The following is a 16107-nucleotide window of genomic DNA, read 5'->3' as shown; positions in this document are numbered from 1 at the left end:
CTGGGATCACTAAAGTGTAACGTATCGGTCTAATCAAACGCTAGGGCGTTCAGCGATGCTAAGACAAAAAATTGGTTATGTCGCAAGTATAAATTGGGTAGTGGTAGAGCCGTGCTACAGACACGCTTAGTTTGCAAGGGAATAGAACTAGTCAGAGGAGGTTGCTCCTTCAAGAATAATTTGGCTTTGTTTAATCATCGTCCACGGATCTCGACCATGAAGAGTGGCTGTCGCTCCCTCTAACGGCTTACATCCAAGCGCTTACCAAGTCTTCTATTTACCCAGCGATGACTCTGCTCAGCGACATTATTCAGATACTTGATGTTAGATGTTAGATATCTCTATCAATGGCAACGTCTGTTAACCAGAGCTACACATTCATTGCACCAATAGCTGCGTAATTGCTTTTACTGCCGCCAATCACCACTTTTTCAGGGAGACTATGTGAGCTATCGCCTTATTCAGAAAGGCTTTGGTAGCCGCCTCATCGCGATTAGGGCTGAGGCAGTAGTCAATGACATCTCCAAACCTATCGACGGCTCGATAGTAATAGAGCCACTCTCTTTTCACTTTGGTGTGGGTCTCATCCATACGCCACGAATCAGTGACTCGCTTCTTTTTGAGCCTGGCTTTATGTCCCAAAATCGGTGCAAATTTGATGACCCAACGGTTAATGGTGGCATGACCCACATTCACACCGCGCTCCCTCTGAATCTCTTCAACCCCTCGATAACTGAGTTTGTAAGCGAGGTAATAGCGAGCCGTTTCGAGAATAACGTCTGATGGAAAATGGCAACCTTTAAACATTAATTTTCAGAGCGTTGAGTGGAGATTGGGCAAATCTTAACCGATAACACCAAGCTTTGCAGCACAACCCAGATACCGCCTTAGTTGGCGGTATCGAAAGCCAATGAGTTGATTTAAAGGTGCTTACGATAAATCTTCGTGAGTTTGACGTATATTTTAGCTCACTTTCCCCCAAACTTCTATTTGGCTAAAATTATTCCATTTACGTAAGTCAGGCCGATTAGGGTCATCATTACCATTACATATTAAACGAATGAACTTTGCTTCTTCCATTGATAAAGAGTAAGACTCTAACTCTTCTGTATTCCCACTAGTTACTATATTTTTTACAGTCTTATAATTATTACCATCATTGCTGATCTGAATTAAAAACTTATATTTTCTTTCATTACCTTTAGCTTGTGCTAATTTTATGTTTGATAATTTATGCTCCCCTGGTAGCATTAATGTATAAGAGACTCCCAATCCCTTAGCAGACCACTTTGTTGAAGAATTACCGTCAACGGCATGTTTTACTTTATCAATACCATTAGGGTTCTCATCACTAGCAGAAACGGCAAAAGGATAAATAGCTTCAGAGCTACCTTGTTCACCTGACAAAAACCCCAAAGTTCTTTTTGAAAAAGGGTTTGATGCATTAGGATTAAGCATGGGGAACACTGTGTTCATACTAACTTCATTTAGCCCTAGCCATTCACCAAACGTAGCTCCCATTTGCTCGTGGGAAAGCTCAGGTATAAAGCTATTACCATTAGCATTGGTACCTCCTCTGCGGAATTCGGGAAATCGACCGTAAGCCTTGTGACCTACAATGCTTCCACCAAGAACCAACTGATTGCTCCCCCAACCGTGGTCGGTACCATTATTTGAGTTACTGTTAATAGTTCGACCAAAATCAGACATCGTGAAAGTGACCACCTGCTCCGAAAGACCTGCACCGGTGAGTGCTGCTTGGAAAGTACCCAACGCTTTATCTAAAGTACCAAGTGCACCATTGTTGCTCTTTCCATGAGTATCCCAACCACCCATTGTTACAACAAATATAGTACGTTGATGGCCAAGTGCAGGCGCAGCTTCAATCATCTGTTTAACCAAACGCAGCTGGTTTGACAAATCCCCTCCAGTAATCGAGGTATCAGGCGGGTACTGCTTCAACACATTATCTATAGTGTTAAGAGTCTCATAGGAAGACTTATGGCGTCGTATCAGCTCTTGTTGCATGGGAGATAGTGTCGCAGCTTTAAAATAAGCCTTTGTGATAGCCTCCAGTTCAGGAGCCTTACTCTGTACGTGACGCTTAAGTGCACTCGAAGAAGAGATACGGAATGCCTCCGATTCCAGACCACCAAGCCAACCAGAGTTTGATACTTTCAGCGACTCGGGCAACAGTACTGCTGGATTGTGGATTTCGTCCATCAAAGCTCCCCCCCACCCGATGTTCGGAAAAATTTTCTTCTCAGGGTCATAGCGCCTTATCCAAGCGTTTTGCTGAGTATTATGTGAACCCAAGTTGGAAGGTTTACGTACTGAATCCCAATTATCCTTAGTTGTTGGTTCCAACAGAGTGCCAATATTCAGCAGTGTTGTCGCCTGACCATTACGCATTAGCTCTGCAACTAGAGGCATATTGGGATTTAAGCCAAGTTCTACACCATTTTCTGAAACAAGCCCAGTATCGAGCATCACATCATTCGTATGGCTCATTTTAGGTCGGGCTTCGCGATAGTCTAAGTAGTGTTGCCCTGAGCGAGGGAGGACCATATTAAACGAGTCACAACCTCCAGGTAAGAAAACACAGACTAGCGCTTTGTAGTCCTGGTCACTGGCAGCATATGCTTGCTTAGGCAGGGTGAGGTACATAGGCAGTGACATGCCAGAGACTACCGCACTGCTCGATTGCAAAAAACGTCTACGTGTAAGCTTCATCCTAGTTACTCCTGTACTCGATATTCTGGTGAGGTCAATGACATATAAAGAGCTTGCCGAGCGATCTCCCGTGCATTGTTTCCATTGTAAGAATCGGTAATCTCTACCAGAGCTTGGTATAGGGCGTCACTAATTTTGCCATTAAGTACTCGTTGAGTAATAAGGTCGATTAAACTTACACTGTCAGCCGCAATGTCTACATAATCTGCGATTGAAATATAAAATCTATCCGAGCGGGAGCCGAAGTTTTTATCATCAAAACTCCAAAGCTGACGGTGTACTTGGTTTTCACTACCCAGAAACAAGGTCCAATCATAGCCGTCTAATTCAGGGGCAATCAATTCATTATCAGCAACCGGCCCTTGGGGGCTATAATCGGACTCGAAGAAGTTAAATACTGACGGTGCTGCCATAGGTACTTGGTTTATCGAACTTTTAATATTGCCGTCCGTGTAAGTAAAACCTAACGATGTACTGGTGCGTACGTCCAGTATTCTCAGATAACCGGTAAAGTACAGGATAGGCTCTCTGACTTTAGCAAGATGCAGAGGATTTTCGTGATATGCATTAGGATCGAGCAAAATTGCCTTCGCCATTTCAAAAAGATCACCTTGAGTATCGCGAAATACTCTGGCCACACGTTCAACGTAGTCGGGTTTGGGGTTTGAAGTCACCAACTTTGAAATAAAGAATTTAGAAATATATGGCGCAGTGCTAGGGTGAGCTATTAATATATCAAGAAGTTGATTCAGCTCTTCCTCTGCTCCTACCCCTGGAGGGAAGTAGTGACCGAGGACTCGCTTCTCTCCTTGATCGTGTACGCTCTCATTAAGCTTCATAGGTTTGAGCATATCATTGTTTTTTTGCCAGCCCGTCATAATCTTAGCAACGTTTTCGACATCCTCAACGCTGTAGTTCTCAATTGGTATGCCTTCACTGTCCAGTCTCACTGTGCCATTGAGTTCGAGCTCATTCAAACCTATGGAGAACAGTTGCATCAACTCCCTCGCATAGTTTTGATCTGGGTGAGAACCTGAAGCCGCAAAAGATCTGTTACCCATATGGGTGAGAAAGGTTCCCATAATTGGTGAACGGCTCACATGGTTAAGAATATCTCGGTAATTCCCTAGAGCATTTTCAATCAACATATCGTAGTAGTTTACGACCCCATGGAGGCGTTGTCCCCACTTTCCGCCATCTTTACCACTACCACTAAGGCCATCGTCTTTAATAGATACCACTACTAGCTGGCTTAAGGCGAATGCCATTCGTTGACGTAATTGATCTTTTCCCCAGAGGACTGTGTCATACCAAGCGCCTACACGCTGATAGTGCCAAAAATTTCCATTCCGAACTTGATCTCGCTTATGTTTTAGTAACGGAAATTGATAAGAAGGAGGCAGTTCTCGTTGGACCTTCAACCAAGCCTCAACCCCAATATTTCGTAGTTCTTGCAACTCTGCACGCCGTACTCCAAAGGTAGCGCGGTCGAGAAAGCGTGCGGCATCACGATCACTGTTTAAATTCATTTAATATTACTCTCTGCTAATATGTTTAGATATCTATTGGTCTTATAAATAACCTTTAAATTATTAAGATAAATATCAATTGAAAGCGGTTAAAGCCACTAATATGAATGAACATTGAGCACTGCCCTCCAGATTTGAAGGCGTTTTTTGGGGTTGTATCGTAAAGTTTGGTGTTATCGGTTTAAGATTTACCCACTCAACGCTCTGAAAATTTATGTTTAAAGGCTGCCATTTTCCATCAGACGTCATTGACTACTGCCTCAGCCCTAATCGCGATGAGGCGGCTACCAAAGCCTTTCTGAATAAGGCGATAGCTCAACATGGTCTCACTGAAAAAGTAGCGATTGAAGTTGAACTGTCCTTAATCATTACCGCTCTATTGCCAAGAGCCACATTTCCTGACGATAATGGAAAACCCAATCTCAACCCCAAGCCCAAACTAAATAACGGCACGATGCGTGAGGATGAAACCTGTGGTCAATGTGACAAATTATTAATCCAACGTCCCAAAAAGCCTGGTAACTCTTAGCGGGGGGCAGGCATTCCCTAATGTAAAGTACGCCATTTTGGCAAGGATGAGTGCCCAGCTAGAAACAAAGGTGAGTTGTAATGTCGAGCACCGTCGAAGAGTGCCACTTTAATTGTGGCGCTGAGCCCAGAACAATTACAAGGATTGCTCCGCCAAGTTAATACAGCCTCGCGTTATCTGTATTGCACTTTTATTAATACAGTCCTTCCTATACTAAGGCCCTAAAGCCTTGCATCACTAGGTGAATGCTTCCCATATCCCAACTTATCATTTTCAGATGACCACACTTTGCGATGCAATCAACGCTGTATACTGGTTAATTGAAGGATGAAATAAAATAAAAATAAAAATAAAATAAACGTCAAGAGCATAGTATGGGCTATTATATTTAGTGGTTGCGTTAAGTTTTATTTTTAAAATACAACATAAGGAGCTTTATTTATGACAAATAAACTACTAATGGTATTACTACTAATGATCTTTAGTAGTAATGTATTCTCATACAATCAATCTTTACAAGGTAAGATCTATTCTATACATACTAATTTATCAGATGTAATTGATACAAAAGATGGTACATTATATCAACGAGGAGTGTGTTTTAAGTACGAATATAATGGAGGTGTGTCTGATTATACATGCACTTGGGTCCCCACTGAAGAACACCCCAACTATAATATTTTGAGAAAAAACCATGAAGCTACTGAAGCATCGTTAATGCAGGCTTATATAAAAGATGCATATATTGATATGTGGGTAAACAAAAATTCTTCAAAATCACAGTATGATGAATTACTGAATTTAACGATCCATACTACTTTGCCATCATCTGAACCCACTTCAGACTTAGATGGCAAGGTTAATATATGCATTTATAATAAAGGAATATATACATTAAAAGTAACTAACATAATGACGGGGACAAGTCACAATATTTTGTCCGATGAAAAACTGAAATATTACTACCCTAATTTTACTCATTTAGAAGGAGGAGCTCTTTTTGGGACAAACATATTTAATGTAGAGGTTGTAGATTTACAAAAAGAGTTAACTAAGTTTGAACTCGGCCCAAACGATACTCTAATTACAACAGGAACAGCAGACATTAATGGATTTCACATACAAAGAGAAACTTGTCCTTCATAGTTCTATAGTTGGGGTTGAAAAGTGGTCCCCGATTTTCGAACATGACTTTAACTAAAAGTAATTGATCTGTTTTAGGCTCTGTTGCAAATAAAGTACGGCTGTTTAATCTAATGCACCTCTCATGCCACGGTTATCCATCATGAATCTCTTTAAGCTTCATCATTTCAAATAAGATGTCAGTTATCGTGAACTTGAAGAGATGCTTGGTGAGCGCGGTGTGAATGTTGACCACACGACAATCTATCGATGGGTTCAGCAATATGCTCCTCTCATTCAAGAAAAACTTAAGTGGTGTATTGGCGTCCGCGTTCAAGTAGGAGTTGGAAAGTTGACGAAACCTACATCATAGCAAAAGGAAAGTAAGCCTACCTTTATTGAGTGGTTGATAAGCGTGGAGAAACTATCGATTTCTTTCTGTCCACTACTCATAATGCCAAAGCGACGCAGCGTTTTTTTGGCAAAGGCGCTGAGAGGGCTAAAAGGTAGGGAATGCCCTCATACAGTCAATATGGATAAAGCACCAGTATAAGGTCTGGCTATTCAGGTGTTAAAACAAGGGAAATTCCTAGATGAGGTGCTGCATCGCCAAATTAGATACCTAAACAACACTGTTGAAGCGGATCATGCAAAGCTAAAGCGATTTATCCACCCAGTCCGCGGATTTAAGTCCATGAAAACGGCGTATGCCACACTGAAAAATTTTTAGGGGATGTATATGTTAAAGGTCAATTCGAAAGGTGGCAATACGATTGAAGAACAGCGGGAGAGATCTGTCTAATCACTAATGCATTGGTAAGGGGCTGATGCTCCTCTCGAGGTTCTATTCACTCACGATACTTATTTGCAACAGAGCCAATCTATGGGAGTAACATGACAGAACAGAAAACTTTGCTTCTTACTGGAGGTAGTCGCGGCATCGGTCACGCAACAGTTAAGCATTTCAATGCAGCAGGATGGAGAGTAATTACTACTTCGCGTCAAGAATGGAGCAGTGAGTGCCCTTGGTCAAAAGGAGAGGAAAATCACATTCATCTGGACTTATCAAATATTAATGCAATCTATACGGTCATTGAAGAAATCAAAGAAAAGGTTGGTAACGGTAAATTGCACGCATTAGTAAATAATGCGGGGATTTCACCTAAGACAGCTGAAGGGTCGCGAATAGGAGTCCTAGATACTGACTATGAAACCTGGTTAAAGGTTTTTAATGTGAATGTTTTCTCTACAGCTATCCTAGCGAGAGGTCTTTTCAATGAACTACGTGAAGCAAAAGGAAGCATAATTAATGTGACTTCTATTGCTGGTTCAAAAGTCCATCCTTTCGCTGGTGTTGCTTATGCATCTTCAAAAGCTGCACTGACTACCTTAACCAGAGAATTAGCATTTGAAATGGGAGCCTCAGGCGTTCGTGCTAACTGTATCGCTCCTGGGGAAATTGAAACATCAATTCTATCTCCTGGCACAGAAGATATAGTTTCTGCACAAGTACCTATGAACAGATTAGGTAAGCCAGAGGAAGTCGCCTCGTTGATTTATTTCTTATGCAATAATGGAGCTAGTTATATTAATGGATCTGAAATTCATGTAAACGGTGGTCAGCACGTTTAATTTAGGTGACTTATTGAGAGCTTTGGTCATGACGTAAGTCTCTCTAACTTGTGCGTTATAATTGCGAAACGTGAGTGAGGAGCCTAATAGCTGTTTTACACGATACACAGCAATCTCCAGCAATGAACGTTTATGATAACCATACTATTTTGTTCGAGCCGTAGAATTTTTGACAGCCAACCGCTCGCTTACGTGGATGCCCCTTTTCCCAGAAAGCTGCCCCTTCACGTGAAGTGATTAGGGGTGTCGCTTTCTTAATCTGAATAGCCCTGTAGCACTTCTTTGTATCGTACGCACCATCTTCTGAAATTTCCTTGGTGGTTAGGCGTGTTTGCTTGAGTAAATTAGCAGCACTTCCGCACAAAAGTGTCAGTTCCACTACGATAACTTCATAAGTACCAGTATCAGCAGCAAGGTAGAGTTTACGTCAGGCTCGACGCTTACCGTCAGTTCTATGCTTTTTCACTTTCCGTTCGCCCTCACCGTATACCTTGAGCACTGTGACATCAATAGCTAGGTATTGGGTAGCGCCTCGTGATGGGGCTTTGAAATTAACCTCAACATCCTTAGCTCATCGATTGATGAAAAGATAGTGGGGACAAACCAATGGGATGTCTGCCAATCTAAACAGAATCGATGAAGCCTTGCAGAGCCCTTAAAGATGCGCTTTACCATGAGAGCGGTCATGATAACGAGGCTACTAAACATCGCGGTCAACCACGTTTATTCTGCCTGAGTTGCTTCCACTCAGCTATCGCCTCTTCGTCAATCCAAAACATGAGTGAACCTTGATTGGCGAGGGCATTGTTGCAGCGGGGCTTAGGCCTGAAATCAAAGTCGGTGAATGAATGTCACTGATTTGATCGTAAAACTTTGATCTAGTCCATTCGATTTCTGCGACAAAGTACGTTCGACTTTAAAAGAACCGAAGAAGGTTGCGGAACAAATCAGTTCAATGTCCGTGGCTACCAAATCCAAACTTATTAAAACAAATATTAAGGTAGTTATGTATTTTCCCTAGGCATGTGTGTTACTTGAGCGCTGCTTAATCTAATTGGTATAGAAAGGGTACATCCATTGGACTTTTTGATGAAAGGGGCGTACCCTTGATTTAGCTCACTCCATTCACGCTACAATACTATGTATTTCAACACCTTAAAAGCTAATGGTCTCAGTAGTACTATGCAACTGCTAGATAATATCGATCCCCTCCCCCATCACATTAAAGCCGTCTAAGCACCCAACTTAAACCGTTTTAAAAAATCAGTAACTTATATTGGTATTTAAAGGAAAATGCCCCCTTGCAGTACTTTTAACGTGAAGTCTTTGATTATAATTTGAGCCATGAACCTTTTTATGCCAAGCCACTGTGTATACACAGTGAAACTTATTCAATTTTACCTTCTGAAGGGAGAGTTTCATATTGGTTATATGGTCTAGGTCCCTTAGCCGAAGTGAAACTAATGAGAAAATGTTTACTATTAAATACATAAAAAATTTATAAATCATAAATATAGCCAGGATTGCAGTAGAGCCTTTTAGCGATTTAAATAATTTCGATATCCCGAAAAGTTTAATTCTATGCTCTTTGCCAAGCTTTGTAGTATTCAAACAGGAAATTAATGGATCTGGAGTGATACGGGGGGGGTGACTGAAAGGCTAGTAATCATAAATAATAAAGATTATCGGCGCGTCATTACGGTGAATGAATAGTCAGATTATACGCACAAACTTTAGCGCAGCCAACCACATATTAGCAACTACGTTCTGAGAGTACGAAACCGTACCGTTAGCCCTCTGATAACCGTGGAAATAATTTTCACTACAAAACTCTTATTTATTATTTATAATTTAAAATATCTTTTGCTTAACCAGTGAATGTGTTACTAATGTGCAATGAAGGGCTTCCTGTAAAATCTAGCTTGGCGTTATGCGTTATTTATACATGGAGAAACTATTATGAAATATACATTACTATTAACCGCCTGCTGTCTATCAATGAGTATGACTGCTTTCGCAAACGTAAATCGTCATATTGAAGAGGTTACTTCTATTTCGCAATTGGAGATTGGTGATAGAATTTGTATAACTCATTATAATAAAAACAATGGTAATGAAAGAATGATATTTGAAAATTTTGGCGCCATATCTGCCGGCGTAAAATTTAAACCAAGCCTTTGCTTAAGGGGGGAGAACTCATATCATTGGCAGCTAGTAAAAATACCAAAGAAAAGTGGTTATTATGATTACTCTGGAAGCTATGCAATACAAAATGTTAAATCAAAAAATTACATGTCTGTAGGGCTTTACGAATTAGACAACCCTTCATTATCTAAACTGAGCACAACGGAATATCCTAATGCATTTGAATATGCAATATCTTTCTTTGATATAACAAGAGATAAATCAAACCATAATGGAAAAATAGGCGCATCCTTTGTGTCAGTACGATATAGTAAACCAATAAACCTCCAAAAGGAATTTTCTTATGTAGATGCTGGTATCATGCTTACAGCGAGCAATAATGATGTTTATATAAACGGCACAGGGGTAAATCCAAGGGTGGATTTTATGAAAGTTTATAAAGTAGAATAAATCTTGTAAAAAACGCGGTGTATTTGTAAACAATGATATGGATACTGCCCATCTCAATAACCCGATGCTCAATTAGAATTGGTGATAGCTAAAATAAAAATGGAAAAGTGAATTTTATGAATAGTATTACTATAGTTGGTACTGACTTGGCAAAAATATTTTCCATATTCACGCAGCCTGTGAACAGAATAAAATAGTCTGGCAGGGAAAATACAAGCGTGATACTTAGATTAAGGCCTTTGTTAAAAGTGCTACTATCATCGCTTTGAAACCTGCTACGCATCAACACATTAAATGAGAAGGTACGTCCCTCCTCATAGCTAAACTCAAACAGAGCTCAGTAGGAGGTATCCCAGGTCAATAGCTCACATTACTGGTATCGCTCTAGATATAAATACATTCCACGTTGCTGCTCACGATAATCGAGGCAACAAACAATTCCGAAAAAAGCTAACGCGTAGAAAGCTGCTAGAGTTTTATCTTGTATAGAATTCTCGATAGTAGCTATGGCGTCATGTGGTGGTGCACATTGGCTTACTAGAAAATAATGTGAATCATTCGAATACACTGCAAAACTAGCCCTCTCAATACACTTCATTGATGCATGCGCTATCGCAGAAGCTACATCAAGTTCTCAATGCGATTTACAAGCCACAAGACCGAATCTGCTCAGGTCATATCAACGTTAAGAAAGCTAAAAAGTGGCTATATAAGAGAAAGTACAGCGTACATGAATCGTGTCGGCTCTATATTGCTTGAGTTAGGTGTCAGCCTACCAAAAGGTCACACCTCGATGAAAAACCTTTTTCAATGGCTGCTGATTAAGGACATTACGTTCCACTTCAAATAATCTTCAAACTAAATGGGTTACTCGAGCACTATGAAGGACTTAGTAATAAGATCGAAAATCAACAAATGGTATTGTTGCAAACAATACCAAGCGTAGGACCTATTATAGCAAGCGCTTGTACTTCATCAGTTTGTAACCCAACCGACTTCAAAAATGACCGAAACTTTGCCGCTTGGATTGGCCTAGTACCTATTCAGTATTCTACAGGCGGCAAACGACAATGATGGGCATCTCAAAGCAGGGGAATCGAGAGCTAAGGACATTATTCATTCATGCTGTCCGCTCCATTTTATGGGGAGACAAATCAGTCGAGAGATACTTTGGGAGTTGGCATGTCAACCTTAAGCAGAAAAAGCCTTTCAATATTGCAGTTGTTGCACTAGCAAATAAGCTAGCACGAATCGCATGGTCAGTAATGACTACAAATAAACCATTTTTAATCGACGTATAACTCGAATTTTCGATGGGTAGAAAGATGATAAAACGGTTAGAACCAGATTGAAAACCTGTTGACCCAAACAGAAACCTAGTGCGCTTTTCATTTTGCAAGGACAATCTGGCGCGAACCTCACCCTAGAGCTGAGACTAATAAAAGGGTTGTTGCAAAAAACGTGGTCAGAGAACATCGACCTTTCGCTTTCCATTTCTAATTGAGAACCACCTCGATATTGAATAGACGATTCATGAAGGCGGACCTCTCCCGTACAAAAATTTTACGTTCATCATGACGTAACCAGAAATCAAACTGGCCTTTGTTCAACATCCGTAATGATTCGAAGCACTGAATGATTGACCAGGCTCGCTTTCGTATTTTGAAACCACCGGTGCCTACAACGAGTTTCTTGATGGGGCGTGATCGGATTCAATACCATTATTGAGAGACTTCACTTGCCGTTGCTCGACATCGGCTCGCAGTCGTCCCTCCTTCTTAGGTCGGGCAATCGCATGAGCATAGGAGGAATGCCCTATAATTTGAACTATTGGACACTTTTGTCCTTCATAATTTCAACACCTAACGCAAGCGCATCACGCCATGCTAACTCAATAACTTCCTCATATAATGGGTCGTATATCGCGACAATTGCTACAAGGCTATCGACCCACATATCAAGCTCCTTTGCAGAAATATCCAACCCCATATCTTTGTGCTTTATAGCCAAATTCCTGATCGTGTTGCGTATTGACGCCGTTGTGGAGGCGTTCTGTATCAAAATCAGAGAGGCTTTTATCATACGTGCTTGCTTTTCTTTATCAACCTCTTGAAAACGCTCTTGGAAGCGAGGGTTAGCATCGCAAAATAAATCCAAAAAGTCATTTATAAACTCGCTACCAATACGACACCTTTGATAACTGTTAAGAAAGGTTTCATTGCTATTCATAGAATACCCTTAAATTGTATAACCTTTTGTTTCATAATAGTGAGTAGTCAATCAACCAAGTAGAGGTCATTGTTGCACCTAACTAACATCATAAAAAGTCCGCTGTTTTGGCTCATTCCAACAGGGTTTATCCTAATCCTTTTAGGCGTTTTTCCTTCCATCTGTTACTGGCTATTGGCTGACTATCCATTGCTGATAGATTTAGTAGCACGTTTCGGCTTAGAGTTTGGGTTACTACTGATTAGCATTGCCTTTGCTCTCGACATCGCTTTTCTTGATGAGCCCGACGACCTATGTTGAGCGTTCATTTAACAACCTATAACGCTAATCTCAGTTTAGTAACGTTCAGTCCACCCCATATAATTTAATTTTTGTTGAAGTGTCCCTATAGCCTCATTTTGCAACTGTCTGATGCGCTCCATAGATAAGCGTTTCATCGTTCCAATCTCCCGCAGTGAAAGCACCTCTCTGTCGTATAATCCATAGCGATGAATCATGATGTCGCGGTATTTATCAGGAAGGTGGCTAATGAGCGCTTCAATATGTACTTGCAAGCGTTGATTTTGATAAGAGTGTGATGGCTGCTCATTATCCCCCGACGGTATCGCATCAAGGTGAGGGGGAGCGAAGCTGCAATCAACCGTGACCCTAGGTTCAATATCACCACTCATCTTGATGAGCTCGCCTGCGTGCCCCACCTCTCCATTAACTTGTTCGGCAATCTCGCTAACTGAAGGGAAATGGTGGACTGAAGAGAGCATTTGATTCATCTCACGATATAGTTCACGCACCTCTTTTATAATATGAACAGGCAATCGAACCGTACGTTCCGTATTCATAATTGATGATTCAATACTTTCCCTTATCCACCATGTCGCGTAAGTAATGAAACGATAGCCCATCTCCGATCATACTTGTCCACTGCCTTTATCAGCCCGATATTGCCCTCTTCAATCAGGTCACCAATCGAGAGATGACTTAAACCTCTCTTGATATAACCACGTGCCAATTTCACAACCAACCTTAGGTTTGACTCAATCATAACGTTTCTGGCAGCTTGATCTCCGTGACGAGCCAATGAGGCAAAGTGGTATTGCTGCTCTGGAGGCAGTTGCTCAATGGCGACTACGTCGTTGATGTATTTAGCGTGCAAATCTGCATTTGCAGTATTTTCGTCACCTAAAACACTCGCAACTCTAACCATCATGGTTCTCCCTTGACCAACGTTCTAATTTTTATAGAGCAAGCCGATATAAACGACCTACACGCTATCTCTTCTAAAGCTAGACAGATCCTTCATGTGCTACAGGTTTCATATTATCATTAAACAACTGGAGGAGAAACTAAACTAAAGAAGTCTACTTAGTTTCAGGAGATCTAACCGTCTAAAAGGGGCTTGTTGCAAAAACTTGGCTAACCCATAGTGTTATTCCTCTTATCATCATGGTAGCACACGATGGAAACCACTGAGTTCAAATGGAAACACTTCGCCCTTGAAGTCATCCTTTGGTGTGTTCGTCGGTACGGGTCCACACCAATGAGTTACGTCAACCTCAGACGTTGAATACCAATAAACATTCCTCCTATGCTCGTGCTACCTCACACCTTAAAGAGCAGGATAAGCTTCGCCAAGACGTTTAACAACGACAAGTAAAGTCTCTCAATAATGGTATTGAATCCGATCACGCCCCCATCAAAAAGTTATCGTAGACACTGGTGAATTCAAAAGCCAAAAACGAGCTTAGTAAACGATTCAAGGGTTCGAATCATTACGTATTAAATAGAGGTCAGTTAGATTTTTGGTTGAGAGCAAATGAGCCAAGAACTTTGGTATGGGAGCGCTCTACCTTATGAATCGTCTATTCAATGTTGAGGTTGTTTTCAACTAAACCGGCTTTGTTGCATAAATCGATGGAACTAAATCAGGAAGTTTCGATCTGATCGGCTACATCAGTTAATCACCATAGCCTTATGCCGAAACCTCGTGACAAAACAACTAACTGGAACCAGTACAACAAAGCCCTAATCAACCGTGGTTCACACACTTTCTGGATTGATGAGGAAGCCATTCGCGAGTGGAAGCAAAGCAAACAGAGCAAGCGCGGCAGGCGTCGTCGATTCAGCGACCTAGCCATTACTACCGCGTTGATGGTAAAACGCGTTTTCTCTATGCCATTGAGAGCGCTGCAAGGTTTTCTAGACTCAGTATTTAAGCTGGCTAACATACACGCTTGTTTGTCCGCATTACACCTGTATAAGCCGTCGAGCCAAGGAAGTTGAGGTTTCATTTAAAACTAAAACCAGAGGTGCGATATAGCATTTGACCATTGATGCCACTGGTCTCAAGGTTTATGGTGAAGGTGAATGGAAGGTCAAGAAGCACGGTACTGACGAGAAGCGTAGAGTCTGGCGCAAGCTACATATCGCAGTAGATGCCAACCCCCACGAAATAGTCGCAGCAGAGTTGAGTTTATCTAATGTAACCGATGCCGAAGAGCTTCCCAACTTACTTAAGCAGACACGTCGTAAAATCATTAAGATATCAGGTGATGGCGCTTATGACACAAGAAATTGCCATGATGCCATACGGATAAAGCGAGCGGTTCCGCTCATCCCGCCAAGGGAAGGAGCAGCCCTCTGGGAGCAAGGGCATCCTCGCAATCTGGCGGTAGGTTGCCAGAAGCTCCACGGCTCAAATAAGAAGTGGAAAGAACGATATGGATATCATAAGCGTTCACTCTCAGAAACAGCCATGCATCGAGTGAAGCAGTTGCTAGGTGGGAGGTTAAGCCTGAGAAACTACAATGCTCAGGAAACCTACGCCATGATTAAAGCGCTTAACAAGCTTACAGGGCTTGGTATGCCTGAAACTCAGTTTGTTGTTTAAGAATTACTCAATTTCGGACGGTTTAGTTTTCTGTCCGAATTACGCAACAAAGCCATACACCGTGTTCGAGAAAGACTCATCGCTCAGAGACCCGCTAGAGCCAATCAGATTAAAGGCTTAACAGCTGAATATGGAATCGTTGCACTTGTTGGTGTTAGTAATTTGCGAAAACATATTCCCTACTGGCTAGAAGATACAGAAAACTGATTATCATTCCAGTTTCAGGAGTTATTACAAGTACTGTACGAAGATTTAATCACACTCGATGAACGCATTGATAAGATAAAATTGAGTTTTTGTGACAACCCTGCAGCTCAAAGGTTACTGAAAATCATAGACATAGGTCCACTCATATGTAGTGGACTACTTATTGACCTTGGTGACGGTGTGAGTTTTAAAAGAGATCGAGATAGATTATTAGGTATAAATAAAAGAGGATATGGATATCTTAGAAAGCTGCTAATTCATGGTGCTAGAGCAGCGTTTCGCCATGTAGGTGATAAGACAGACTCTTTAGTTTGTGGGTTAAAAAGCTACGTATTACTAAGCACCCTAATGTTGCAACCATTGCTCTTACTACCAAATTGGCAAGGTATCATAGGCCCTTGTCGCCAAAAACGTTGAGTATAATGCGTCGCTGGCCGCAGCTTAAATGCGGTAGGTAGTTGGAAAACATCATATGAGAATTGCACAGTAAAGAAGTAATGGAAAATAGGTCAAACCAACATTATCAAAACCCGGCCTGATCAAAGAGCTAATAGCTCGTGTAGCCGTTTGGAAGTTAATGTGCAGATCACACCGTTATGGTTCGATGCATAACTTTATGAAACCGAATACACTTAGGCAGTTAT

At 41.3% G+C, this 16107-nt stretch carries 9 protein-coding genes and 7 pseudogenes; 8 read left to right on the top strand and 8 right to left on the bottom strand.

Translation table 11 applies throughout. From position 1 onward, the window contains the following. Nucleotides 1-147: 147 nt before the first annotated feature. The 3 genes and pseudogenes from LY387_RS25945 to LY387_RS25935 form a co-directional block, all read right to left on the bottom strand. Nucleotides 148-807 (bottom strand): annotated as a pseudogene (locus tag LY387_RS25945) (IS6 family transposase). A gap of 156 nt (nucleotides 808-963) precedes the next feature. Then, complete coding sequence (locus LY387_RS25940; RefSeq protein ID WP_234498137.1) at nucleotides 964-2733, bottom strand: DUF1501 domain-containing protein; 1770 nt, start codon at nucleotides 2731-2733, stop codon at nucleotides 964-966. Nucleotides 2734-2738: 5 nt separating this feature from the next. Then, nucleotides 2739-4262 carry a DUF1800 domain-containing protein gene (locus tag LY387_RS25935; RefSeq protein ID WP_234498136.1) on the bottom strand — a complete coding sequence of 508 codons (1524 nt, stop codon included), beginning with the start codon at nucleotides 4260-4262 and terminating at the stop codon, nucleotides 2739-2741. 214 nt (nucleotides 4263-4476) lie between these two features. Between LY387_RS25935 and LY387_RS27325 the strand changes: the two genes are divergently transcribed. From LY387_RS27325 to LY387_RS25915, 4 genes and pseudogenes are all read left to right on the top strand, one after another. Then, nucleotides 4477-4791 (top strand): hypothetical protein, encoded by a 315-nt coding sequence (locus tag LY387_RS27325; protein WP_419153493.1) that lies wholly within the window; start codon nucleotides 4477-4479, stop codon nucleotides 4789-4791. A gap of 441 nt (nucleotides 4792-5232) precedes the next feature. Beyond that, a complete protein-coding gene (locus tag LY387_RS25925) occupies nucleotides 5233-5937 on the top strand; it encodes a hypothetical protein (RefSeq protein ID WP_234498135.1) in 705 nt (234 codons plus the stop codon). A 175-nt stretch (nucleotides 5938-6112) separates the two neighbouring features. Further along, nucleotides 6113-6643, top strand: a pseudogene (locus tag LY387_RS25920) (IS6 family transposase); the annotation flags it as partial. Nucleotides 6644-6807: 164 nt separating this feature from the next. Continuing rightward, entirely contained in the window at nucleotides 6808-7545 is a 738-nt protein-coding gene (locus tag LY387_RS25915) for an SDR family NAD(P)-dependent oxidoreductase (protein WP_234498134.1), read from the top strand. On the opposite strand, the pseudogene LY387_RS25910 reads toward LY387_RS25915, so the two are convergent. Then, a pseudogene (locus tag LY387_RS25910) lies at nucleotides 7477-8324 on the bottom strand (IS5 family transposase). The gene LY387_RS25915 and the pseudogene LY387_RS25910 overlap by 69 nt on opposite strands. Nucleotides 8325-9504: 1180 nt before the next feature. Here LY387_RS25910 and LY387_RS25905 point away from each other — a divergent pair. Both LY387_RS25905 and LY387_RS25900 read left to right on the top strand, forming a co-directional pair. Continuing rightward, entirely contained in the window at nucleotides 9505-10140 is a 636-nt protein-coding gene (locus LY387_RS25905) for a hypothetical protein (RefSeq protein WP_234498133.1), read from the top strand. Nucleotides 10141-10500: 360 nt separating this feature from the next. After that, nucleotides 10501-11441: pseudogene (locus tag LY387_RS25900) on the top strand (IS110 family transposase). 195 nt (nucleotides 11442-11636) lie between these two features. On the opposite strand, the pseudogene LY387_RS25895 reads toward LY387_RS25900, so the two are convergent. From LY387_RS25895 to LY387_RS25880, 4 genes and pseudogenes are all read right to left on the bottom strand, one after another. Further along, nucleotides 11637-11953, bottom strand: a pseudogene (locus tag LY387_RS25895) (DDE-type integrase/transposase/recombinase); the annotation flags it as partial. 14 nt (nucleotides 11954-11967) lie between these two features. Beyond that, on the bottom strand, nucleotides 11968-12369 hold the full coding sequence (locus LY387_RS25890) for a globin (RefSeq protein ID WP_234498132.1): 402 nt from the start codon (nucleotides 12367-12369) through the stop codon (nucleotides 11968-11970). A gap of 335 nt (nucleotides 12370-12704) precedes the next feature. After that, nucleotides 12705-13208 (bottom strand): sigma factor-like helix-turn-helix DNA-binding protein, encoded by a 504-nt coding sequence (locus LY387_RS25885; protein WP_234498131.1) that lies wholly within the window; start codon nucleotides 13206-13208, stop codon nucleotides 12705-12707. A 23-nt stretch (nucleotides 13209-13231) separates the two neighbouring features. Next, nucleotides 13232-13576 carry a sigma factor gene (locus LY387_RS25880; RefSeq protein ID WP_234498130.1) on the bottom strand — a complete coding sequence of 115 codons (345 nt, stop codon included), beginning with the start codon at nucleotides 13574-13576 and terminating at the stop codon, nucleotides 13232-13234. Between the two features lie 341 nt (nucleotides 13577-13917). Here LY387_RS25880 and LY387_RS25875 point away from each other — a divergent pair. Together LY387_RS25875 and LY387_RS25870 are read left to right on the top strand one after the other, a co-directional pair. Then, nucleotides 13918-14258 (top strand): annotated as a pseudogene (locus LY387_RS25875) (DDE-type integrase/transposase/recombinase); the annotation flags it as partial. A gap of 82 nt (nucleotides 14259-14340) precedes the next feature. Beyond that, nucleotides 14341-15256, top strand: a pseudogene (locus tag LY387_RS25870) (IS5 family transposase). The last annotated feature ends 851 nt before the right edge of the window (nucleotides 15257-16107 follow it).

Source organism: Vibrio maritimus (assembly GCF_021441885.1).
Lineage (GTDB): Bacteria > Pseudomonadota > Gammaproteobacteria > Enterobacterales > Vibrionaceae > Vibrio > Vibrio maritimus_B.
Note: the sequence above shows the minus strand (reverse complement) of the source record. Positions and strands in the feature narration are given on the sequence as shown.